General features: G+C 63.1%; 19 protein-coding genes and 1 pseudogene. 10 read left to right on the forward strand and 10 right to left on the reverse strand.

Translation table 11 applies throughout. The features are described from left to right. Nucleotides 1–54: 54 nt before the first annotated feature. The 7 genes from HMPREF3087_RS01910 to HMPREF3087_RS01940 all read right to left on the reverse strand — a co-directional run bounded on the left by HMPREF3087_RS01910 (nt 55) and on the right by HMPREF3087_RS01940 (nt 8,438). On the reverse strand, nt 55–1,821 hold the full coding sequence (locus HMPREF3087_RS01910) for a dipeptide ABC transporter ATP-binding protein (RefSeq protein WP_083271974.1): 1,767 nt from the start codon (nt 1,819–1,821) through the stop codon (nt 55–57). Then, nucleotides 1,818–2,750, reverse strand: a complete 933-nt coding sequence (locus tag HMPREF3087_RS01915) for an ABC transporter permease (protein WP_070427854.1) — start codon at nt 2,748–2,750, stop codon at nt 1,818–1,820. Before HMPREF3087_RS01915 ends, HMPREF3087_RS01910 begins: the two co-directional genes overlap by 4 nt. A 3-nt stretch (nt 2,751–2,753) precedes the next feature. After that, nucleotides 2,754–3,683: an ABC transporter permease gene (locus HMPREF3087_RS01920; RefSeq protein WP_061941671.1), complete on the reverse strand. Its 930-nt coding sequence runs from the start codon at nt 3,681–3,683 to the stop codon at nt 2,754–2,756. A gap of 130 nt (nt 3,684–3,813) precedes the next feature. Next, nucleotides 3,814–5,448 carry a peptide ABC transporter substrate-binding protein gene (locus tag HMPREF3087_RS01925; RefSeq protein WP_070427867.1) on the reverse strand — a complete coding sequence of 545 codons (1,635 nt, stop codon included), beginning with the start codon at nt 5,446–5,448 and terminating at the stop codon, nt 3,814–3,816. Between the two features lie 160 nt (nt 5,449–5,608). Next, a complete protein-coding gene (locus HMPREF3087_RS01930; protein ID WP_070427855.1) occupies nt 5,609–6,916 on the reverse strand; it encodes a TRAP transporter large permease in 1,308 nt (435 codons plus the stop codon). Further along, a complete protein-coding gene (locus HMPREF3087_RS01935) occupies nt 6,913–7,392 on the reverse strand; it encodes a TRAP transporter small permease (protein ID WP_070427856.1) in 480 nt (159 codons plus the stop codon). The genes HMPREF3087_RS01930 and HMPREF3087_RS01935 overlap by 4 nt, the downstream gene beginning before the upstream one ends. Then, nucleotides 7,389–8,438 (reverse strand): TRAP transporter substrate-binding protein, encoded by a 1,050-nt coding sequence (locus tag HMPREF3087_RS01940; protein ID WP_070427857.1) that lies wholly within the window; start codon nt 8,436–8,438, stop codon nt 7,389–7,391. Before HMPREF3087_RS01940 ends, HMPREF3087_RS01935 begins: the two co-directional genes overlap by 4 nt. 297 nt (nt 8,439–8,735) lie before the next feature. Here HMPREF3087_RS01940 and HMPREF3087_RS01945 point away from each other — a divergent pair, with 297 nt between their 5' ends. Continuing rightward, complete coding sequence (locus HMPREF3087_RS01945; RefSeq protein ID WP_070427858.1) at nt 8,736–9,506, forward strand: enoyl-CoA hydratase; 771 nt, start codon at nt 8,736–8,738, stop codon at nt 9,504–9,506. Nucleotides 9,507–9,636: 130 nt separating this feature from the next. Here HMPREF3087_RS01945 and HMPREF3087_RS01950 read toward each other — a convergent pair whose 3' ends face one another. Continuing rightward, nucleotides 9,637–10,914: an MFS transporter gene (locus tag HMPREF3087_RS01950; RefSeq protein WP_070427859.1), complete on the reverse strand. Its 1,278-nt coding sequence runs from the start codon at nt 10,912–10,914 to the stop codon at nt 9,637–9,639. Between the two features lie 183 nt (nt 10,915–11,097). Then, nucleotides 11,098–12,105, reverse strand: coding sequence for a hypothetical protein (locus HMPREF3087_RS01955; RefSeq protein WP_070427868.1), 1,008 nt, complete (start codon nt 12,103–12,105; stop codon nt 11,098–11,100). Between the two features lie 49 nt (nt 12,106–12,154). Between HMPREF3087_RS01955 and HMPREF3087_RS01960 the strand changes: the two genes are divergently transcribed. The 3 genes from HMPREF3087_RS01960 (at nt 12,155) to HMPREF3087_RS01970 (ending at nt 14,583) form a co-directional block, all read left to right on the forward strand. Then, the gene (locus HMPREF3087_RS01960) at nt 12,155–12,751 is read left to right on the forward strand and encodes a hypothetical protein (RefSeq protein WP_256173010.1); all 597 of its coding nucleotides are present in this window, start codon (nt 12,155–12,157) and stop codon (nt 12,749–12,751) included. Nucleotides 12,752–12,937: 186 nt separating this feature from the next. Next, nucleotides 12,938–13,552 carry a DUF47 domain-containing protein gene (locus HMPREF3087_RS01965; protein ID WP_070427860.1) on the forward strand — a complete coding sequence of 205 codons (615 nt, stop codon included), beginning with the start codon at nt 12,938–12,940 and terminating at the stop codon, nt 13,550–13,552. A 2-nt stretch (nt 13,553–13,554) separates the two neighbouring features. Beyond that, a complete protein-coding gene (locus HMPREF3087_RS01970; protein ID WP_176744993.1) occupies nt 13,555–14,583 on the forward strand; it encodes an inorganic phosphate transporter in 1,029 nt (342 codons plus the stop codon). A gap of 31 nt (nt 14,584–14,614) precedes the next feature. Here the strand turns inward: HMPREF3087_RS01970 and HMPREF3087_RS01975 are convergent, their stop codons facing one another. Beyond that, nucleotides 14,615–15,256 carry a YitT family protein gene (locus tag HMPREF3087_RS01975; protein ID WP_070427861.1) on the reverse strand — a complete coding sequence of 214 codons (642 nt, stop codon included), beginning with the start codon at nt 15,254–15,256 and terminating at the stop codon, nt 14,615–14,617. A gap of 18 nt (nt 15,257–15,274) precedes the next feature. Between HMPREF3087_RS01975 and HMPREF3087_RS01980 the strand changes: the two genes are divergently transcribed. The 6 genes and pseudogenes from HMPREF3087_RS01980 to HMPREF3087_RS10685 form a co-directional block, all read left to right on the forward strand. Then, nucleotides 15,275–16,474, forward strand: a complete 1,200-nt coding sequence (locus HMPREF3087_RS01980) for an MFS transporter (RefSeq protein WP_070427862.1) — start codon at nt 15,275–15,277, stop codon at nt 16,472–16,474. 64 nt (nt 16,475–16,538) lie between these two features. Then, nucleotides 16,539–17,357 (forward strand): (Fe-S)-binding protein, encoded by an 819-nt coding sequence (locus tag HMPREF3087_RS01985; protein ID WP_062020651.1) that lies wholly within the window; start codon nt 16,539–16,541, stop codon nt 17,355–17,357. Beyond that, a complete protein-coding gene (locus HMPREF3087_RS01990; RefSeq protein WP_070427863.1) occupies nt 17,354–18,862 on the forward strand; it encodes a lactate utilization protein B in 1,509 nt (502 codons plus the stop codon). The genes HMPREF3087_RS01985 and HMPREF3087_RS01990 overlap by 4 nt, the downstream gene beginning before the upstream one ends. Beyond that, nucleotides 18,859–19,512 (forward strand): LutC/YkgG family protein, encoded by a 654-nt coding sequence (locus tag HMPREF3087_RS01995; protein ID WP_070427864.1) that lies wholly within the window; start codon nt 18,859–18,861, stop codon nt 19,510–19,512. The genes HMPREF3087_RS01990 and HMPREF3087_RS01995 overlap by 4 nt, the downstream gene beginning before the upstream one ends. Nucleotides 19,513–19,754: 242 nt before the next feature. After that, nucleotides 19,755–21,047, forward strand: a complete 1,293-nt coding sequence (locus tag HMPREF3087_RS02000) for an MFS transporter (RefSeq protein ID WP_083271981.1) — start codon at nt 19,755–19,757, stop codon at nt 21,045–21,047. A gap of 258 nt (nt 21,048–21,305) precedes the next feature. Beyond that, a pseudogene (locus tag HMPREF3087_RS10685) lies at nt 21,306–21,488 on the forward strand (amino acid ABC transporter substrate-binding protein); the annotation flags it as partial.

The raw sequence follows: 21,488 nt of genomic DNA on the forward strand, positions 1-21,488 counted from the left end.
CCGGTGCAGAATTCTGCACCGGCACCTCGTGTGTTTCTTCAGCCCGAAACCGGGTCACAGTCCCAGCAGGAACTTGCCTCCCGGGATGGCGTCGAGAAGATCCTTCGTGTACTGCTCGCGGGGGCTGTCGAACACCTCGTCCGTTGTGGCCTGCTCAACCAGGCGGCCATCGCGCATAACAGCCACGTGGTCGGCGACCATCCGCACAACCGCGAGGTCGTGGGTGATGAACATGTAGGTCAGACCCAGTTCACGCTGCAGCTGTGCCAGCAGATCAAGCACCTGCCCCTGCACCAGAACGTCGAGGGCCGAAACGGCCTCGTCCAACACAAGAACCTCGGGCTTAAGAGCCAACGCGCGGGCAATCGCAATGCGCTGACGCTGACCGCCGGACAGTTCGCCCGGATAGCGGTTGGCCGTAGCCTTCGGCAGCGACACCTGGTTCAGCAGCTCCTCGACCATGGCATGCCGGGTGCGCGGATTGCCGATCTTGTGGGTGACAAGCGGCTCGGCAATCGACGTGCCGATTGAGCGCATGGGGTCCAGGGTTCCGTAGGGGTCCTGGAATACCGGCTGCACGCGACGGCGGAACTCCAGCAGACGACGTTTGGGCCAGGTGGCAACGTCCTCGCCGTCGAACATCATCGAACCGGATGTGATGTCCTCAAGTTTGAGGAACATCTTCGCGATCGTCGACTTTCCGGAACCGGACTCGCCCACAATCCCTAAGGTGCTGCCCTTGGGGATGGAGAAGCTGACATCGTCAACGGCCTTGAAGTCGGTGGTCTTCAAGCCTTTCTGGCGGATCTTGTAGACCTTGGTGACGTTCTTGACCTCAATGAGCGGAGCGTCTCCGGCATCAGAAGCGGAGGCCTTTTCGCGTTCCAGCAGAGCCTGGTCGGAAGCCGAGGCCGCCTGCGAATCGCCTTCCATGACCGCCTGGATGCGGCGCGATGCCAGAGAGGGTGCCGCGCCCACGAGCCGCTTGGTGTACGGGTGCTGGGGGTCCTGCAGGATCTCCTGCGAATCGCCGTACTCGACCACCTGGCCCTTGTACATCACCACGAGCTTCTTGGCGCGCTCAGCAGCCAGGCCGAGGTCGTGGGTGATGAAGATGACCGAGGTGCCGTGCTCCTGGGTCAGGGTGTCGATGTGGTCGAGGATCTTCCGCTGGACCGTGACATCGAGCGCCGAGGTGGGCTCGTCTGCTACCAGCAGATCCGGGCGGGCCGCCATGCCGATGCCGATGAGCACACGCTGGCGCATACCGCCGGAGAACTGGTGCGGGAACTGCTTGAGTCGGCTGCCCGGGTCCGGCAGACCGGCCTCCTTGAGCGCCTCGATTGCACGCGCTTCCGCTTCTTTGCCGCGCAGCGGTGTGTTCGCTTCGATGGTTTCGCGCACCTGGAAGCCGATGCTCCACACCGGGTTGAGGTTCGACATCGGGTCCTGCGGGACGTAGCCGATTTCCTTACCGCGAACGTCTTCGATTTCCCGGCGCGACAGCTTCGTGAGGTCCTTGCCCTTGAACAGGGCGTGCCCGCCGGTGACCTTGCCGTTCTCGGCCAGCAGGCCGAGGATTGCGGTCACGGCGGTCGATTTTCCGGACCCGGATTCGCCGACGATCGCCAGGTTCTCGCCGCGGCCCAGTTCGAAGCTCACACCGCGCACGGCGTTGACCGGACCGGCAAGGGTCGAGAACGTGACTTCGAGGTCTTTCACGTCCAGCAGCGGGGCAGCATCTGCCGAGGCGCCGGCGGGTGCCGTTGTTTTCGCTGCTGCTGCTGCGGTCTTGTCTGTGTGCTGGTTGGCTTTCGTCATCGGCGGGTCCTCGCTTTCGGGTCGAGTGCGTCGCGGACGATGTCGCCCAGCAGCAGGAACGCAAGAACGGTCAGGGCAAGAGCCGCGGCCGGGTAGAACAGCAGGCCGGGCGCGGTGCGGATGACGTTCTGTGCGGTCGAAATGTCATAGCCCCACGAAATGACCGACGGCGGCAATCCGACACCGAGGAACGACAGGGTTGCTTCGGCCACGATGTACGTGCCGAGCGACACTGTCGCGATGACGATGACCGGCGCCAGCGAGTTCGGAATGACGTGGCGGATGAGGTTCTTGGTGCGTGAAACGCCGAGCGCGATTCCCGCTGTCACGAAGTCAGACTGTTTGACCGTGAGCACGGCACCGCGCATGATGCGGGCAACCTGCGGCCAGCCGAACACCGCGAGGGTCAGCGACAGCGTCCAGATGCCGCGGCCGAACGGGGCAACCTGCATCATGACGATAGCGCCGAGCACCGACGGGATGGCGAAGAAGATATCGCCGATGCGGGACACGACGGAGTCGAGCCAACCGCCGAAGTAGCCGGCGGCCGCACCGATGATGCCGCCCAGCAGCGTTGCCAGTCCGGTCGACAGCAGGCCGACCGCCAGCGATGCGCGAGTGCCGTAGACCACGCGGGTGTAGACGTCACAGCCCTGACGGTCGAAGCCGAAGGGGTGGCCGGGCTCAGCTTTGTTGAGCGATTTGCCGAGGTCGCAGGCCGCACCGGAAGGGTCGCCCGATGTGAGCAGCTGCGGGAAGAGCGCGGCGAACACCACGAGTCCGACGAGTGCCAGGCACACCCAGGTGAGCCAGCGTTTGCGCATATCGCGCCACGCGTCACCCCAGATGCTCGTGGGCTTCGTCGAAACGTCGACCTCGTCGACAGCTGCGAGAGGTGTTTCTTCAATGGGAGCTACATAGCGTTTCATGAGTCACTTCCCGTAGCGAATACGCGGGTCGAGGACAGCGTAGAGAATGTCGACCAGGAGGTTGGCCAACATGAAGATGATGACCATCACCGCGACGAACGACACGACGGTCGGACCTTCACCGCGGATCACCGCCTGGTAGACGGTGCCGCCGACGCCGGGGATATTGAAGATGCCTTCTGTGACGATCGCACCGACCATCAGTGCGCCGAGGTCAATTCCCAGGTAGGTCACAACCGGGATGAGCGAGTTGCGCAGAATGTGCACCCGGATGACGCGTCCGCGCGACAGCCCCTTGGCGGAAGCCGTGCGGACGAAGTCAGCGCCCATGTTTTCGGCAACGGATGAGCGGGTCAGGCGCAGAATGTTCGCGATCGACACTGATGCAAGAACAAATGCGGGCGCGATGTACGCCGAAATGCCCGCGTTGGCCGACACCGAAGTCGGAATCAGTCGCAGCTCAACACCGAAGATGTACTGGATGAGGAAGCCGACGACGAACGTCGGCACTGAGATGAGAAGCAACGAAACAATGAGCGATACCGTGTCGAACACACCGCCCTTGCGCAGACCGGCCACAAGGCCGACCGTGATGCCGATGATGGCTTCGAAGACAAGCGCCAGAATCGCCAGCTTCGCGGTCAGCGGGAAGGCGCGGGCCATGATTTCGCTGACTGCCTGGCCGTTGTAGGCGATGCCGAAGTCGCCGGTGAACACGCCGCCGACCCAGATGAGGTACTGGACGATGAACGGTTTGTCGAGGTTGTACTGCGCGCGGAGGGCATCGATAACAGCCGGCGGCGGTGTTTTGCCGCCGAAGAGCGCAGCGATTGGGTCGCCGGGGAGTGCGAACACCATGAGGTAGATCAGAAAGGTCGCTCCGAAGAAGACGGGAATCAGCTGGAGCAGCCTTCGGCCGATGTACCAGAGCATAGGAGCCTCTGTTCGTTTCGGTTTTCTAAAGCACCGCGGGCTTTCCGCGGCCGGGGATCAAGACCGAAGAATACCGCGGAGTGCATAAACTTGCACTCCGCGGTATTCAGTCAGTCATCTGTGATGGCGGTCAGCCCTTGGTGACCTGGTCGTACAGCGGGACGGAGTTCCAGCCGAACTTTACGTTCTGCACCTGGTCGTTCCACACGCCGTTGACGTTCTGGTACCACAGCGGCACAACCGGCAGGTCCTTCATGAGGATGCCCTGTGCTTCGGCGAACTTCTCAGCTGCCTTGTCAGCATCAGCTTCGGACGAACCGGCCTTGAGCGCCTCATCGAATTCCTTCGACGAGTAGCGACCGTAGTTCGAACCGGCCCCACTCTGGTACAGCGGAGCGAGGAAGTTGACCTGCGCCGGGAAGTCGGCCTGCCATCCGGAGCGGAAGGCACCGGTCATCTTGTCCTGCTCCTGATCGTCAAGCAGTTCGGCGAACGACGGGTAGGCCTGGCCTTCGGCCTTGATGTCGAGGGTTTTGGCGATCGAGTTCGCTGCGGCGGTGACCCACTCTTCGTGACCGCCGTCGTTGTTGTAGGCAATCGTGAAGGTGCCGTCGTACTTGCTGATTTCGTCAGCCTTCTCCCACAGTTCCTTTGCCTTTTCGGCATTGAACTCGGTCACTTCGTTGCCGTCGATGTTCTGACCCCAGTCGTCCCATCCTTCGAGGGTCGGCGAAGTGAAGTCCTTAGCCGGGGTGCGGGTGCCCTGGAAGATCTTGTCGGTGATCTGGTCGCGGTCAAGAGCCATCGAAATGGCCTGGCGGCGCAGCTTGCCTTCCTCGTCCATCTTGAAGTGGTCGAGGTAGGTGGGGATCGTCATGGTCTGGACGATCGCGGCAGCCTGGTTGACGTGAGTTTCCGGGAAGTCGCCCTCGTAGGTCTGGAAGTTCGACGGGTCAACCTGGTCGAGGATGTCGAGGTTGCCCGACTGAACGTCAGGGTAGGCGGTCTTCTGCGATTCGTAGAACTTGATCTCCACGCCGCCGTTCTTGGCTTCGCGCGGACCGGAGTAGTCCTCGTTCTTGACCAGCTTGATGCCCTGCTTGTGGACCCAGGAGTCCTCGGCTTCCAGCTTGTACGGGCCGTTGCCGACGGGCGATTCGCCGAACTTCTTGGTGTCCTTCAGAGCATCGTCGGTCATCGGCACGAATGCCGAGTAGCCGACGCGCTTGGCGAAGTCAGCTTCCGGGCTGTTGAGGGTGACAGTGAACTCGGTGTCCGACTTCTTTTCCAGACCGGTGAGTTCAGCACCGTCCTTGTCTGCCGAGTAGCCCTTGATGTTTTCGAAGAAGTACTGGCCGCCCTGTGCGTTTGCGGGGTCAGCGCCGTAGTTCCAGGCGTTGATGTAGGAGTCAGCGGTGACGGGGGTGCCGTCGGTGAACTTCGCGTCTTCCTTCAGCTTGACGGTCCACACGGTAGCGTCGTCGTTCGGTTCGACCGATTCGGCCTGGTCCATGCGGACTTCGCCGTTTTCGTCGAACGAGGTCAGCCCGGAGAACACCAGGTCGATGATCTTGCCGCCGCCGACTTCGGTGGTGTTGGTGGGGATCAGCGGGTTCTGCGGTTCAGTTCCGTTGGTGGTGATGACTGCCGATGAGTCACCGCCGCCGGCGGCACCATTGTCGCCGCCACCGCCGCAGGCGGTGAGGCCCAGCGCGGCCGTGGTCACCAGCGACAGAGCCGCCAGCAGTTTCCGATTGCTCTTCAATTCAACCTCCGTGAGGGTCAGGTACAGGCTCAACCGCCGCATCCCGCGAGCGGGGTTCGCAGACGCGGATAAGCCTCCGGCGGCGCTGCCGAAATGTGATCAGCGCCGCAATTCGGCCACAAGTATAGAGGAAGATGAACAGATGCTGAATATCAGCCGATTATTTGACCGAGATGATTCCCGGGAACCAGGTGGCGATCTCCGGCACAAAGATCATGACAACCATGAGGGCAAGTTCGATCAACAGATACGGCACCGCACCTCGGATGATGTCCTGGATCGCCAACTGCGGCATCACTGATTTCATGGCATACAGGTTCAGTCCCACCGGCGGGGTGATGACCGCGGTTTCGAGCACAACAACCAGAATGACGCCCAACCACAGCGGGTCGTAGCCCAGTGCCGTGAAGATCGGCAGCAGAATCGGGGTGGTCACCAGCAGCAGTGAAGCCGCATCGACCAGGCAGCCCAGCCCCATCACGACCAGCAGCAGAAGAACGGCAACGACCCACGACGGGACAGTGAGCGCACCCGCCCACTCGGTAACGTGCTCGGCAAAGCGAACCAGCACCAGCATCTGCGAAAACACAAACGCCGCACCGACGATGATGAGCAGGCCGGCCGAAATCTGCGTGGTCTCGGCGAGGATCTTCTTGATGTTCGCCCACGACAGCTGGCGCTCAAAAACACCGACGACCACAATCGCGCCGATGACACCGACCGCGGCGGCCTCCGTCGCCGTGGCGATGCCGGTGTAGATGGAGCCCAGAACCAGCACAATGAGCACGAGCGAGGGCAGGACCTTCTTCGTCGCCGCCAGCTTCTCCCCCAGCGCCACTTTGGCTTCCGTGCGCGGAGCAATATCCGGGCGGACCAGCGCGGTGATCATGACGTACAGAGCCATGAGAGTCGCCAAGAGAAAACCGGGCACAAGACCGCCCGCAAACAGCTCGCCAATGCCCACACCGGAAATCGACGAGTACAGAATGAACATCAGGCTGGGCGGTATGAGCATCGCCAGAGCACCCGAAGCGACAACCGACCCCGTCGCAAAGGACGGCCGGTAACCGCGCTCAAGCATTTCCGGCACGGCCATACGACCGACCACGGCAACCGAAGACAGGGACACGCCCGACATCGCACCGAAAACCGTCGACGAACCGACCGAAGCCACACCCAGACCGCCGGGCAGCCTGCCCAGCCACGCATGGGCAAAACGGAAGAACGCCCGGCCCAAACCGCCGACGGCCAGGATTTCCCCCATGAGGATGTACATGGGGGCAGCAACCAGCGAATAGCTTTCCAGCTGGGAGACAAAGGCGATCGGCACCTGCTCCAGACCGCGCGGGCCCTCCAACAGAAGCAGACCAATGATCCCCGACGCCGACAGCGCCACAAAGATCGGGGCGCGCAGCGCAATGAGAACTGCCAAGACGAGCAGCGCAAAACAGACGATGACAGCGTTCACCGGCCATCCACCTCGCGAGTCCGCAGGACGTACTGCAGAGGAATCGTGACGGCTGACGTGAGGAAGCCGAACGCCACCAGGAAGTAGTGAATCCACACCGGAATATTGAAATTGCCGGCCGTTTGGATCTGTGCACCGAAGAACGACGCGAACGTGTTCAGCGACACCACACCCGCTGTCAGACACACGGCGAAGGCGGCTGCAGCGACAACTGCATCGGCAATCTTCTGCACACGCGGGCTGAACTGGCGGTAGAAGAGATCCATCGCAATGTGCTCACCGCGAAGCGCGACGTCAGGGATTGCCAACATGATGATCGCAATGAGCCCCACCGAACTGATGGTGATCGACCAGTCCAAAGGCAGAGCGAAAACATAGCGCATAATGACGTCATAGCCGGTGATGAGCACCAACACCACAACAATGACACCGGCCAGCATGCGCAGGGCGTGGGCGATCTTCGACAGCACTGTCACGGGTTCCTCACCTGCTCCAGCGCACGATCGGCAAGATCGTCATCGCCGACCTTGTTCCTCCACCAGTCCTCAACCCATTTCGTCGCATTGCGGAACTGACGAGTCTGACTCTTATCAAGCTCAATGAGCTCAATGCCCGAGCTTTCGAAAACCGGCATGTACTCGTCATCCTGCACGTCTTTGGCCAGCTTCGTGCCGTCAACCGAGAACACGCGACCAGAGTCGTGCACGGCCTCGCGCACCTCCTGCGGCACACGGTTGAACCAGTCGAGGTTGGCGTAGGCATCATAGGTGTACGCACCAAAATGGCCGATCGTGGCATAGCGAAGAACATCCTGCAGTGACCGGGACACAACAGTGCCGGGATAGGACACCATCCCATCGACCGTGCCGCGCTCCAGCGCTTCGTAGACCTCGGCTGACGACAGGGCGACGGGTGCGGCGCCAAGGGCCTTGAGCATCGCACCCTCCACGTGGCCGGACACGCGAATGCGCAGACCCCGAATATCCTCCGGCTTCGTCACCGGACGGTTGACGGTGTAGATCCATTCGGTGGGACACATGATGGTGCCCACACTCATGACGCCCTTCTTGGCAAACTCCGCATTGAAGGTCTTGCGCAAGTCCGAATGCGGGCTCACAGCCTCTTTCAGCGTCGGATAGTCCGCACCGCTGAAGGGAAGTTCAATAGCCCCCAGAATCGGGAAGCTCGTCGACACAAAACTTGACGTCTGCATGGCAACATCCGCAACGGCACGCAGCAGACCATTGAGGGTCTGATCGGAGTTCAGCAGCGTGCCGGCGCCGTAAACATCAGCGGTTCCCTCCCCCAAGCGCGCGTCGACGTTCTTCGCGAACTGCGCAATGGACGGCTCAAGGTCCGTGTAGCTGGGCGTGAGGTAGTGCGACACCCGCACCGTGCCGTCGGGGCGCAGACCGCCGTCAGGAATCAGCGGAGAACAGCCGGCAAGACTGCCGCCGAGGCCCAAGGCGGCGAGCGCACCGGCGCCAAGGACAGCTCTGCGACTGACAGCAGGTCGTTCCACCGGACCCCTTCCCTTCACGTCGCCCCCCGGCCACCGCAATCGCAGCGGCACGGTCGACAGACCCAATGATCCGAGCCTCAACTATACGGTTCCAACCAGTTGGATTCGGCCGCACATGTCGCTGAATGCAATAAAACCCGCATGCAATAAAACCCGCTGCGGCGCCTGCGCCTGCGCCTGCAATCAAGAGCAACGGCGCCTGCGTCTGCAATCAAGCGCAACAATTCGCGCAGGCAAAGCGTCACAGCAGCCAGAATTCGCTACAGTGACACCAGCCACAGACTTTCAGGAGAGATTATGAGCGAAGTTCTGACCGCCGTCGACGCCGGGGTGCTGACCATCACCATCAACCGCGAAGACAAAAAGAACGCGCTGACGAACGATATGTACACCGCGCTGGCCGACGCACTTGAAGCCGCAGTCGACAACAGCGATGTTCGCGTGGTCGTCGTCCAGGGCAGCGAACGCGTTTTCAGTGCGGGCAACGACCTCGGCGATTTCCAGAACACACCTGCCGAGGCGGGCCTTTCGCGGCCCGTGTTCCGCTTCCTCCACACTCTTGCCGTGTTCCCCAAGCCGCTGGTCGCAGCCGTGTGCGGACCGGCCGTCGGCATCGGCACCACCATGCTTCTGCACTGCGACCTGGTGTACGCCGGAACCAACGCGAAGCTCAGCCTGCCGTTCGTCAACCTGGGGCTGTGCCCGGAAGCCGCATCGTCCCTGCTGCTTCCCAAAGTCGTCGGGCATGCCCGCGCGGCTGAGCTGCTCATGCTGGGCGAGCCGTTCTCTCCCCAACTGGCTTACGAGGCGGGGCTCGTCAACGCTGTTCTCGAACCTGACGAGGTGCTCCCGAAGGCGCAGGAAACCGCGGCGAAGCTTGCGGCCAAACCCGCAAAGTCGCTGCGCGTGACGAAGGAGCTGCTGCGCCCGGAAGCGCTGCGCAAGGAGATTCTTGAGCGCATTGACGACGAAGCTCAGACTTTCAGCGCCATGCTCCACGAACCGGCCGCACGTGAAGCCTTTGCCGCGTTCATGGAAAAGCGCCGCCCGGACTTCAGCGGCATGTGAGCGCCGTGCCAGAGTCACGCGCAAATGCAGATTCACGCTTTAATGCGCCGCATTTGCGCGTGAATCTGCATTTAAGCGCAAATCTGGGGTATCCCGACGAATGCGCACAACCGTCGGCACAGCGCACCCTTCAGTCAGCGACGACCTCCCTGCCTGCGCGGCCCAGCACGAAGCCGTCCCTGGCCGCCAGCACTGACACCGCAAACAGCACGGCGTACACGCACAGCAAAGCGATGATCGGCACGGTCCACCCTCCGCTGAAAGAGTGCAGGGCACCCATTCCAATCGGACCGGCGGCTGCCAGAATGTAGCCGAAGCCCTGCGCCATCGTCGACACCTTCGCCGTCATCGGCACCGAAGGCGAGCGCCACACAATGAAGCTCAAGCTCAGTGCCAGCTGCGCACCCTGGGCAAAGCCCAGCAACGTCATCCACACGTAGGGTGCGGCCAGCGGAGCAGTCAGCATCCCCACACAACTGCTTATGCCCAGCCCGACCACAATCAGCATCGGCAGCCACGTGGGTCGAACCCGCTGGGCGAACACCGGCGCCAGCAGCGAAGTGACAGTTGCCGGGAACACGGTAAACGCCACCATCCACCCGGCTTTGTCCGCAGGCATTCCCGCGGCCATGAAGATCGACGGCACCCACGTGAGCGACGCGTAGTACGTCATCGACTGAATGCCCATTGTCAGCGTCACCGCGATCGCAACCGGGTCGGTCAGCAGCTGGCGCATTCCCGCGCTCACCTTCACTGCGCGGGGGCCGCTGATGCGGACCTCCCCCAGCCCCACCTCGTCTGCCGAGGTGCCACCGGGTTTGGTTCCGGCACCTCGCCGGATTATCTGGGGAACCCAGGTCAGCAACGCGAATACGGCCAGGCCGGCCCACGCGGCCAGCGCCCAGCGCCAGCTGCCACCGAAACTGTCCCGCAGCGGCACGGTCAGTCCCGCGCCGAGTGACGCGCCGATGCCGATGAATGTGGAGTACAGGCCCATCATGAGCCCGGACTTTGCGGCGAAATCACTTTTGATGACAGCCGGAATGACTACGTTGCCCACCGCGATGGCAGCACCTACGAGGCACGTGCCGAGGAACAGCAGGGCGAGCCCCGGCACGCTGCGAAGAAGAATGCCCGCGGCCAGGACCACCAGAACGAGGCCCAGGAGTCGGTGCATCCCCAAACGCTTCGACAGCCCAGGCACCGCAAAGGCGAAGATGCCGAAGGCAACGACGGGAATCGTGGTCAGAAGCGACGCCGCGGCAGCAGAAAAGCCAAGGTCAGCGCGGATGTCGTCAATCACCGGCCCAATTGAGGACACGGCGGCGCGCAGATTGAGTGAGATTGCCAGCAGACCCACCGCGGTCATCCACGCGGCGGCGGTGCGGGCAGGCCTTGGTCCAGTCATGGAAGCGACTGTATCCAATGCGCCGGCGGCAGCCCATCGCCGCTGGTTGCCCCGTCGCCGCTTGTGCCAGCTCTTCGCCGTTGCAGCCCTTCGCTTCCAGACTCACGCTTTAATGCAGATTTGCGCTGTAATGCGGCGTATTAACGCGTGAAACGGCATTAAACCGCAAATCTGGCTTGGCCGTCAGCCGCGGTGTGTGCGAGGCCCGTCATCGGCAGTGCCAGACGCGACGCTCGCAGCTTCAGCCTCCGCGTCGTCACTCGCACCTTCATCAAGCTCGGCAATGTCATCGACCATGCTGAGCTCACCCGAAGCAGCAGAATCGGCCGAGTCACCGGAGCCATCGTCGGACTTCTTACGGCGCCCCACGAGCGCACCCAGCTTCTTGAGTGAGCTCAAAATCTTCCGGTCTTCGCGCAGGCTGGTGATCCGAGGGTCGGTTTCGGCAATGAAGTCGTCCGGCATGTCGCCGAAGGCACTCGAGGCGCTTTTGATGACGACGTTCGCCATTGACCGGTTCACCATGATGCCGACGGCCGCACCCAGCCCGAACGGCAGAATCCGACCGATGGTCGAGCCGATCGTCTTCGTGCTGTAGCGCTTGATCATCTCGTCGCGCATCTTCTTGATGAGTGAGTTCAGCAGGTTCGACGGGATGGACTGCGTGACCATCGACGCCCACGCCCGTCCGGTGCGCTCGACGTTCGTCTGGCCGGCGACCCCGGCGTCTTCTGAGAATTGGCGAACCAGTTTGCGTCCGGCCTTGCCCAGCATGAGGCCCAGCACCAGAGCGTTGGCGCGGGGGCGGTCGACAATCGTCATTCCGTGCAGTTCGGCCATAGCCTGCGCGTACAGCGCGGACGCTTCGAGGAACCCGGCTGTTTCGGCAGCCGAAACCCCCAGGGCGGCGGTTGTGCCCAAACCCGGGAAAACAGCAACAGCGCCGACGGCAGCTCCGGAGCCCATGGCCACGTTGCGGTAGTGCTTGCCGATGATGTCGGCCAGTTCCTGCGGGGATGCGTCCGGATTGCGCCTGCGCATGGTCCGCAGGTAGGCCAGCACCATGGGCCGCTGCACGCTCAGCAGTTTGCTCAGCGAAACTTCCACGGCCGGCTGAAGGGTTCCGTCGCGGCGCACGGCAAAGCCCGCGGCCTTCTGTGCGCCCTTGAGCGCTTTGCTTGTCTTAGACACGAACCCCACTGTAGTAGGCGGTTCTGTGCGGCTCCTTAGACTGGAATCCATGAGCTCCGAACGCCGGTTCCACAAACCCGTGCGCCGCCCGAACCTCGATGGCACCGATTTGCGCCCCGGCCCGGCCGAACAGTCCGAGCTTGCCCACGAGCTTGCGGGCATGGTGATCACCGATCCCTCCCGCACGCGGGATTCTGCAAGCACCGAGCGCTTTGTCCGCTTGGCTGACGAGCACGGTCTGGAGCAGATTGCGCAGCTGTGGGCGCGGTCCCCTGCAGTTTCCTTGCCGGGCGCACTGTGGCGCCTGTACGTGTTGCGCACCTGGATCCGCCGCCGAGGCGCCGAGGCCTCCCGCTGGTACCGCACTGGTCTTGCTGACGGGGGTTCCACGGTGGCCGAGGTGATCGCGGGAACCCCTCCCATGCCCACCCCGGAAGAGCTGGCCGATGTTGTCGACGACATCATGCGCGGGGCGTTTCGCGGGGACTTCGCAATCGCGCTCGAACGTGCCGCGGCTTTTGTTGCGATTGTCACCCGCGGACGGGCCGCTGACGATGCCGACAACTCTGGTCTGCGGTCATTTGCGCAGATGAGCGACGACCTGCGCGCCTGTGCCGAAGAGTTCCGCAGCGGCCGTTTGGTTTAGCGGCTCCGCACAGCTGGTCTTCGCTCCGCTGGGTCGCTTACAGTGGAGGTGTGCTCTTCGGAGCACCGGTGTCGGGCCGCCAGATGCCCCGGGCTCCAACATTTGCCGCTTCGAGCGGCCTTCCGCCGAGAGGCGCACTCGGCCCGACACCACCCCCCCTATGTGTTGAATAGACGAGGACAGGACATGCCCCGAAAGGCCGCGAGCGCAGTTTTCTTTGATCTGCTCGCCCAACTGTCTTCCGCCATGCAGGAAGCCAACCTCGTCCTGGCTGAACTTTCCGGCGTTGACGCCCCACATCGTCGCGAAGCACAAGCACAGCTCGAAATCATCGCGGGCAACGCCGACGATCACTTCGATGCGCTGACGCGCGCTCTGCGCGAGTCCTACCTCACGCCGATCGACCGCGCGCTGCTGTACCGGCTGGCCGCCGCTATGCGCGATTGCTGCTACGAACTGCGCTCGGTGGGCTTCGCCCTGACATCATCTGCTTTTGAAGAGCTCCCAGCGGGCGCATTGGAAATGCTTGCCCTGCTGTCGAACTACGCGGACAACACCAAGCGCATGACGCAGCGGCTGCCGGCCAAATTCGACCAGTGGGAGTACACGGCGTCGGTGCACACCCTGTCCAAGCGCGCGCTGGCTCTGCGCCAGCAGCTGTCGGACACCGTGCCGGCTTCGCGCAAAGGATCCGTGTACCTCAGCGCCGCTATCCAGCTGAGTCTGACGTTCCGGGACACCTGCAATGCTTTCCAGGAGGTCGGCCGCATCGTGGCAGAGATTGCTCTGACGGAATCCTGACCGTGGACCCTCTGCTTCTGGCCGCCGGCCTTCTGTGCTTGGCTTTCGGTGTTTCCAACGGCTTCCACGATGCCGGTGTGCAGGTGGGCAATGCGGTGGCCACGCGCACGCTGCGCCCCCGCCAGGCTCTCCTCATGTGTGCGGTATTCAACTTCATCGGCGCGCTGCTGGGGCAGGGGCTCCTTCTGGCGCTGACGGGTCACCTGCTCACCGTGGACACCCTGGGACACGATCTTCTGCTCATCCTGATTCCGGGCTTGTTCGCAGCTTTGGTCATCAACACCTCGACGTATTTTCTTGCGGTCCCGATTTCAGCCACGCACTGTCTTTTCGGCGGTCTGCTGGGAGCCGGTTTCATCTACGGGGCTCAGCCGATCAACGCGGACCTGGTCACGGATTCGCTGTTCCGCCTGGCCATCAGTCCGATTGCCGCGCTTTTCATCGCGTGGCTTGCGCTCACCCTGCTGATGCCGTTTCTGCTCAACCGTTCACCGAAGCCCGTTTACCGAGTGTTCCGTCAGGGTACAGCCGTGGGAACAGCCGCCCTGTCTGTCGCCCACGGTTCGCAGGACGCGCAGAAAATCGGCGCCGTCTTCATTGCCGCCTGGCTCTCTTCACGCGGTGGCACCGATATGGATCAGCTGCCGGACTATGTTCTGTGGATCATCATCGTGACTGTGGCCCTGGCGATTGCCGGCGGCACGCTCCTGTCCGGGTGGCGTGTTGCAGACACCGTCTCAAGGCGCCTGTCGACCCTCGACCCGGTCGGCGCCGGCACCTCGACCATGGTCGCTGCCGTGCTGTCCTACCTGGCGTCTTTCGTACTCCGCGTGCCGATCTCCATGAGCTTTCTGGTGGTCGGCACCAACATCGGTGCAGGGCTGGCAACTCCCCGCAGCAGAATCAGCTGGCGCACCAGAAACCGCCTGCGCACCCTGGTGTTCGTGATATCAGTCTGGCTTATGGGCATGCCCGCCAGCGCTCTGCTGGCGGCGGCATCGGCGGTCGTCTTCAAAGCAATCGCCGCCTGAGCGGTCAGCAGCCTGCGAGCCTGCCGCCGTGTCAGTATCCGGTGTAGCGGCCGGGCTTGTGGTTGACGGCGAGCACTATGTTGAGCACAACAACGCCGATGACGGAGACCAGCACCGTCTGCCACGGGCTGACGAAGAACGACGCCAACACGATGACGGCGTCGAGCGCCATGAGGACCGAACCGGCGTTGAGCCCAGCCCGTTCCTGCAGGATGAGCGCCAGAATATTGAATCCGCCCAAAGATGCTCCGTGGCGGAACAGAATGAGAATGCCGACACCCGCAATCACACTGCCGGTGGGCACCCCGTAGAGAATCGGGAGGTCGTGAAGGCCGAGCATCGCCTCGTTGAAATCAGCCAGCACACCGACAACCGACACTGCCAGAAGGGTCCGCAGGGTGAACCCCCACCCCTTCTTCCAGATGGCCAGTGCGAAGAACGGCAGGTTGACCAGCGGGAAAAGCACACCGATGGGCAGGTCGACGACATAGCTGACGAGCAGCGCCAGACCAGCCGTCCCGCCGGTGACCGCCTGCGCTGAGTGCAGAATGGCCAGACCGATCGACGTCAGGTAGCTGCCGGTGATGAATCCCAGCATGTTTTCGTACCAGCGGTGGCGCACCGGGGCGGGAAAAACCGGCGATGACACTGGGTTTTCAGCAGAATTCGGCACTGAGCCATAATAACCAGCATGCCCCAGCAGCACTCGCGCGGAAGAATCATCGCGGCCATCACCGCTCTGGCGGTCGGCACCTTCGGCATTGGGACAACGGAATTCGCAACCATGGGCTTGCTTCCGAACATTGCGGAAGCGTTTTCGACGTCGATCACCCACGCCGGTTCCGCTGTCACCCTCTACGCGCTCGGTGTTGTCATCGGCGCCCCGATCATCACTGCTCTCGGGGCGAAGCTCAACCGCAAAATGCTGCTGGTGGTCCTGGCCGGCATCTTCACCCTCGGCAATGTCGCAGTCGCGGCGGCTCCCAGCCTCCCGGCCCTGCTGGCGGCCCGCTTCTTCACGGGTCTGCCGCACGGAGCCTATTTCGGCCTGGCCGCGGTTGCCGCTGCCGGAATCGTCCAGGAGGGAAGACGCGCTCGCGCCATGGCCGCCGTCGGTTTGGGGCTCACAGTTGCCGCAATCCTCGGTGTTCCCGCGGCAACCGCTGTTGGGTCCCACCTCGACTGGCGACTCGCCTATCTGCTGATTGCCGCGATTGGCGCAGTTACCGTCGTGGCAATCATCCTCATCGTCCCCGCGGTGCAGCCGACGGTCCCGCCGTCGGTCCGCGGTGAGGTGCGCTCCCTGGCGAACCCGCAGGTCATCCTCACCCTGCTGGCCGGAGCAGTCGGATTCGGCGGCATGTTCGCCGTCTACACCTACATCGCACCCGTCGTCACAGACCTGGCGCACCTTCCCGGTTCGGCCGTGCCGTGGATCCTTGTGACATACGGGGCAGGCATGACGGTCGGCCAGATGGTTGCGGGGCCTTTGGCTGATGCCTCTATCGAACGAGGCGCCGTCACCGGGGCCTCTCTCATGGGGTCTTCCCTGGTTGTCTTCGCGTTCACGGCTCACCTTCCCGTGATGCTTTTCCTGTGCGTGTTCACACTGGGAATCTCCGGGTCTGTTTTCGTCACCGCCCTGCAGATGCGACTGCTGCGCGACTCACACGATGCCCCGAACCTGTCAGCAGCTATGAACCACGCCGCGTTCAATACCGCAAATGCGGCAGGCGCGTGGCTCGGCGGAATTGTTCTGGCCGCCGGGTACGGCCTGCGGGCCCCCGCTGTTGTCGGCATCGGGCTCAACACGGTCGGCTTGGCCCTGCTTCTGACCGCAATTGCCCTGCATCGCAGATCACGCGCTTCACGCCAAGTGCTGTCGCTGTGATTCAGCTACCCTGAAACTGTGAGCAGTGCCATGCCGCGCGCTGCCGAATACGAGAGGAGCAGCCATGCGGATTGCCCTGTTCGCCACATGCATTGTGGACGCGATGTACCCGGAGACGGCGAAAGCAACCGTCGCGATCCTGGAGCGTTTGGGCCACACCGTGATCTTTCCCCGCAAGCAGGCCTGCTGCGGGCAGATGCACATCAACTCCGGTGCTTTCGCCCAGGCCTACCCGGTCGTGAAGAACCACGTCGAAGCCTTTGAATCAGAAGAATGGGACTGGGCGGTCGCCCCGTCGGGTTCCTGCGTGGCGTCCCTGGGCCACCAGCACGGGATGATCGCCGAATCGCAGAACGACGAATCCCTCAAGTCCCGCGCTGACGACATCGCCGGGCGCACTCTTGAACTCGCGCAGTTCCTCACGGATGTTGCCGGGGTGACGAACTCGGCTGAGGATCTCGGTTCGTATTTCCCGCACACCATCGCCTACCACCCGTCGTGCCACGGTATGCGCCTGCTGCGCTTGGGCGACCGGCAGGAGCGTCTGCTTTCGACCGTGGAGGGCGCGACCGTCGTTGCGCCGCAGAACCAAGACTCGTGCTGCGGCTTCGGCGGCACGTTCTCCGTGAAGAACCCGCAGGTGTCCACCGCGATGCTCCAGGACAAGGTCGAAGCCCTCGTCTCGACCGGCGCTTCGGTGTGCTCCGGCGGCGATGCCAGTTGCCTCATGCACATCGGGGGCGGCCTGCAGCGGCAGGAGGAGCTCATGCCGGCCATGGGCGAACCTCCCGCGACCGTGCACATGGCCCGCATTCTCGCCTCGACAAAGGACAATCCGCTCGTGCTCGACCGCAGCATGGTCACAGGAGGTTCCCTGCGATGACTCAGACATTCCTCGGCATCCCATCCGTTCCACCGCCGGGCAAGGGCTTCCTCACGGAGGCCACCCCGTTTCCGCAGGTGGCTGAACACGAACTGACTAACGCGCAGCTGCGCGCTTCGCTGACCAACGCCACCGGAACCATCCGCCACAAGCGGAACCTCCGGATCAATGAAATGCCGGACTGGGAGGCCCTGCGCGATGCCGGTTCGGCAACCAAGGCCCACGTCATGGCGAACCTGCCCGAGCTGCTGCAGCAGTTCGAGGAGGCCTTCACTGCCGCCGGCGGCACGGTCCACTGGGCCCGTGATGCCGATGAGGCCAACAAGATCGTCGAAGAGCTCGTCGTTGAAAACGCTCCCGTGCTTGAAGACGGTCGCCGTGAGGTCATCAAGGTCAAGTCGATGGCCACGCAGGAAATCGGCCTCAACGAGTACCTTGCCGAGCACGACATTGACGCTCTCGAAACTGACCTGGCCGAGCTCATCGTCCAGTTGGGTGACGACCGGCCCAGCCACATCCTGGTGCCGGCCATTCACCGCAATCGCAATGAGATCCGCGAAATCTTCAAGCGCGGCATGCCGGATGTTCCAGACGACCTGTCGAACAACCCGGAAGACCTCGCGGAAGCCGCGCGGAAGCACCTGCGCCGCAAGTTCCTCGAAACCAAGGTGGCGATCTCCGGAGCAAACTTCGGCATTGCCGAAACCGGCACGCTTTCGGTTGTCGAATCCGAGGGCAACGGCCGCATGTGCCTGACCCTGCCGGAAACCCTAATCACGGTGATGGGAATCGAAAAGCTCCTGCCGAGCTTCGACGACCTCAGCGTTTTCATGCAGCTGCTCCCCCGGTCCTCCACCGGTGAGCGCATGAACCCGTACTCGTCGCTGTGGACGGGCCGCACGGACGGCGACGGCCCGCAGAACGTCCACGTGATCCTGCTGGACAACGGGCGTTCGCGCGTTCTGTCTGACGAAGACAGCCGCGAAGCGCTTCACTGCATTCGCTGCTCGGCGTGCATGAACGTCTGCCCCGTCTATGAACGCACCGGCGGCCACGCCTACGGTTCGGTCTACCCCGGCCCGATCGGCGCGATCCTCACCCCGCTTCTGACGGGTGTCGAGGAGGCGGCCAACGGCTCCTTGCCCTACGCCTCGAGCCTGTGCGGGGCCTGCTACGACGCCTGCCCCGTGAAGATCAACATCCCCGAGCACCTGGTGCGCCTGCGCAATCAGGACGTCGAGGCAAAGGAAAAGAAGAAGCCGGTCAAGGTGCCCACCAACCAGCTCGATGCCGCTCTCAGTGCGGCCAGCTGGCTCATGAGCGATGGCGACCGCTTCGGCAAAGCGCAGAAGGCCCTGCCGCTGGCGAACCTCGTCTCGCCCAAGGCCGGAGTGAAGGCACTGCCCGGTGTCGCCGGCAAGTGGACGCACTCGCGCACCATTCCCACTCCGCCCAAGCAGTCGTTCCGCGAATGGTGGAAGAAAGAGCGAGGAGACAACGCATGACCGCCAAGCACGCAATCCTCGACCGTCTGGCCTCAGCGCTCGGCCGGCCCGTCACGGAGGGCAACACCGAACCCGTCAGCAGCTCGGACATTCCGCGCGATTACCGGGTGACGGCAGAGACTGGCGAGGCTGAGCGCATCGAGCTTCTCACCGACCGCCTGGTTGACTACGACGCCGGGGTTCACGAGGTGCCGGCCGAGCAGGTGCCGCAGAAGGTCGCCGAACTGCTGGGGGATGCTGCCAGCATCGTCGTTCCGCACGATCTCAACTCCGGTTGGACTGACAAGACCGATGCAAAGGTTTTTCAGGACTCGCGGGACGAGCCGCTGTCGATTGACGAGCTCGACTCGGTCGATGCGGTAGTCACGGGTGCGACGGTCGCAATTGCCGACACCGGCACCATCTGCCTGGCTGGTGAGCACACCGGCCGCCGCGCAATCACGCTGGTACCCGATCACCACATCATCGTGCTCAAGAAGAAAGACATCTGCACAATCGTCCCCGAGGGCGTTGCCGTGCTCGAAGAACGAGGGCTGACCACCTCCCCGCAGACGTGGGTTTCGGGTCCGTCCGCGAGTGTCGACATTGAGTTCCAGCGCGTGGCCGGCGTGCACGGACCGCGCACTCTCGATGTGATCATCACCGACTGATCAGCGCGTCTGAGACGATCGGGGCTTCAGAACCAGCGGGTTCTGCAGCCCCGACTGCGTTTGAGCCCTCCTACCTGCCGGTGTTTCTGTGCGCGGCGGGTGAACTTGGCGTGAGCAGGCTGAGAGTTTAGGCTGAGGAGCCAATCTGTAGTCCGCGCCACAGTCGGCGCTGCACACCGGGAGGCTCTGTGAGCACCACTCAGCCGTCAGGCGGCAATATGCGAACCGCCGCAATTTCCTCAATGACACCGGAACAACAGGAAAGAACGGCACGCAGGGCCGCAACCGCGGCCCTCGTCGGCACCGCCATGGAGTGGTACGACTTCTTCCTGTTCTCCACGGCCGCGGCCATTGTCTTCAACATCCACTTCTTCGCCTCCGACGACAAGGTCACCGCTCTGCTGGCCTCCTTCGGAACCATGGCCGTGGGCTTCATCGCCCGCCCCATCGGCGGCATCATCTTCGGTCACCTGGCTGACAAGGCCGGCCGCAAACTCGTCCTCATCATCACCGTCACCGGCATCGGCGTGGCCACCGGGCTCATCGGCGTCCTGCCCACATTCGCCACGATCGGCGTGTGGGCACCCACCCTGCTGATCGTGCTGCGTATTGTTCAGGGACTCGCCGTCGGCGGTGAATGGGGCTCAGCCGTCACGGCGGCAGTTGAATCCGCTCCACCGGAGAAGCGCGCACGCTACGCCGTCATGCCGCAGGTCGGCTCGCCCATCGGCACCATCCTGTCCTCCGGCGCATTCTTCGTCATCGGCGTGCTGCTGCCGCCGGAAAGCTTCGATGCCTGGGGCTGGCGCATCCCGTTCCTCGCTGCCATCCCGCTGCTGCTCGTGGCTCTCTTCATCCGCCGGCACCTGGATGAAACCCCTGAGTTCCAGAAGCTCATTGCCGAAGGCGAAAAGGAATCGGTTCCGTTCTTCAAGCTGCTGAAGGAAGCACCGCTGGGCATCATCGTGGGCTTCATGACCACTCTGCTGGGTGTGGCGGGCTTCTTCGTCGTGACGACGTTCGCGGTGTCCTACGGGAAGAACTTCCTGGGGCTTCCGGCCAACCTCATGCTCGCAGCAACCATGATCGGCGCTGTCCTGCAGATCGTCGTCATGATCCTCTACGGCCGCGTGGGCGAGAAGATCGGCTCGGCACGCGCCTCGCTCATCGGCGGCCTGCTCACCATGGCGTTCGCCTTCCCCATGTTCTGGCTGATCGAAACCAAGATCTCCGTTCTCGTCATCTGCGGTGTTGCCGCGGGCATCACGAGCGTGTCGCTGTCCTACGCCGTCAACGGCTCGGTCATCACGGCGCTGTTCAAGCCCGAATACCGCACCTCGGGTGTTTCGCTGTGCTCGAACCTCGCCGCGATCGTGGCAGGCTTCATGCCGATGCTCGCCACATTGTTCCTCGGCATGGTGGACGGAGCCTGGTGGCCAGCGCCGCTCATGCTGATGACGCTCGCTGCGATCACCGCGCTCGGCTCCGTGCTGGCACCGAAGGTCAGCCTGCAGATTGAGGGATACCGCCACTGAGCGGAATTTTCATACATCCGGTCAGCAGCAGCTGACAGCGCGAAAAGCCGGGCCCCGCACTGCCGGGGCCCGGCTTTTTGCTGTCCTGGCACCTCGACCCAGGTGTCGCAGAGAATTCGAGCCCCGCACGGGGCGTGATCAGAACCTCACCCGCAATGAGTTATTATTCTTCTCAATGCATATTCATTAGTGGCGGCTCGGGCCACCCACCCGCACCACCACGGGCAGATTCCTGCCCCCGCACCCCTAGGAGCAGCCGTGAAGAAGATCCTCACCGCACTGACCGCCGTGACCGCACTGACCTTGACCGCATGCGGAGGAGGCGACGCCGACGACAGCGGGCTGGTCCAAAGCAGCAAACTCACCGTCTGTGCAACCGTCCCCTACGAACCCTTTGAGTTCGTCAAGGACGGCAAGACCGTCGGCTTCGACATCGACCTG

The organism is Brevibacterium sp. HMSC22B09 (assembly GCF_001806795.1).
Lineage (GTDB): Bacteria > Actinomycetota > Actinomycetes > Actinomycetales > Brevibacteriaceae > Brevibacterium > Brevibacterium ravenspurgense.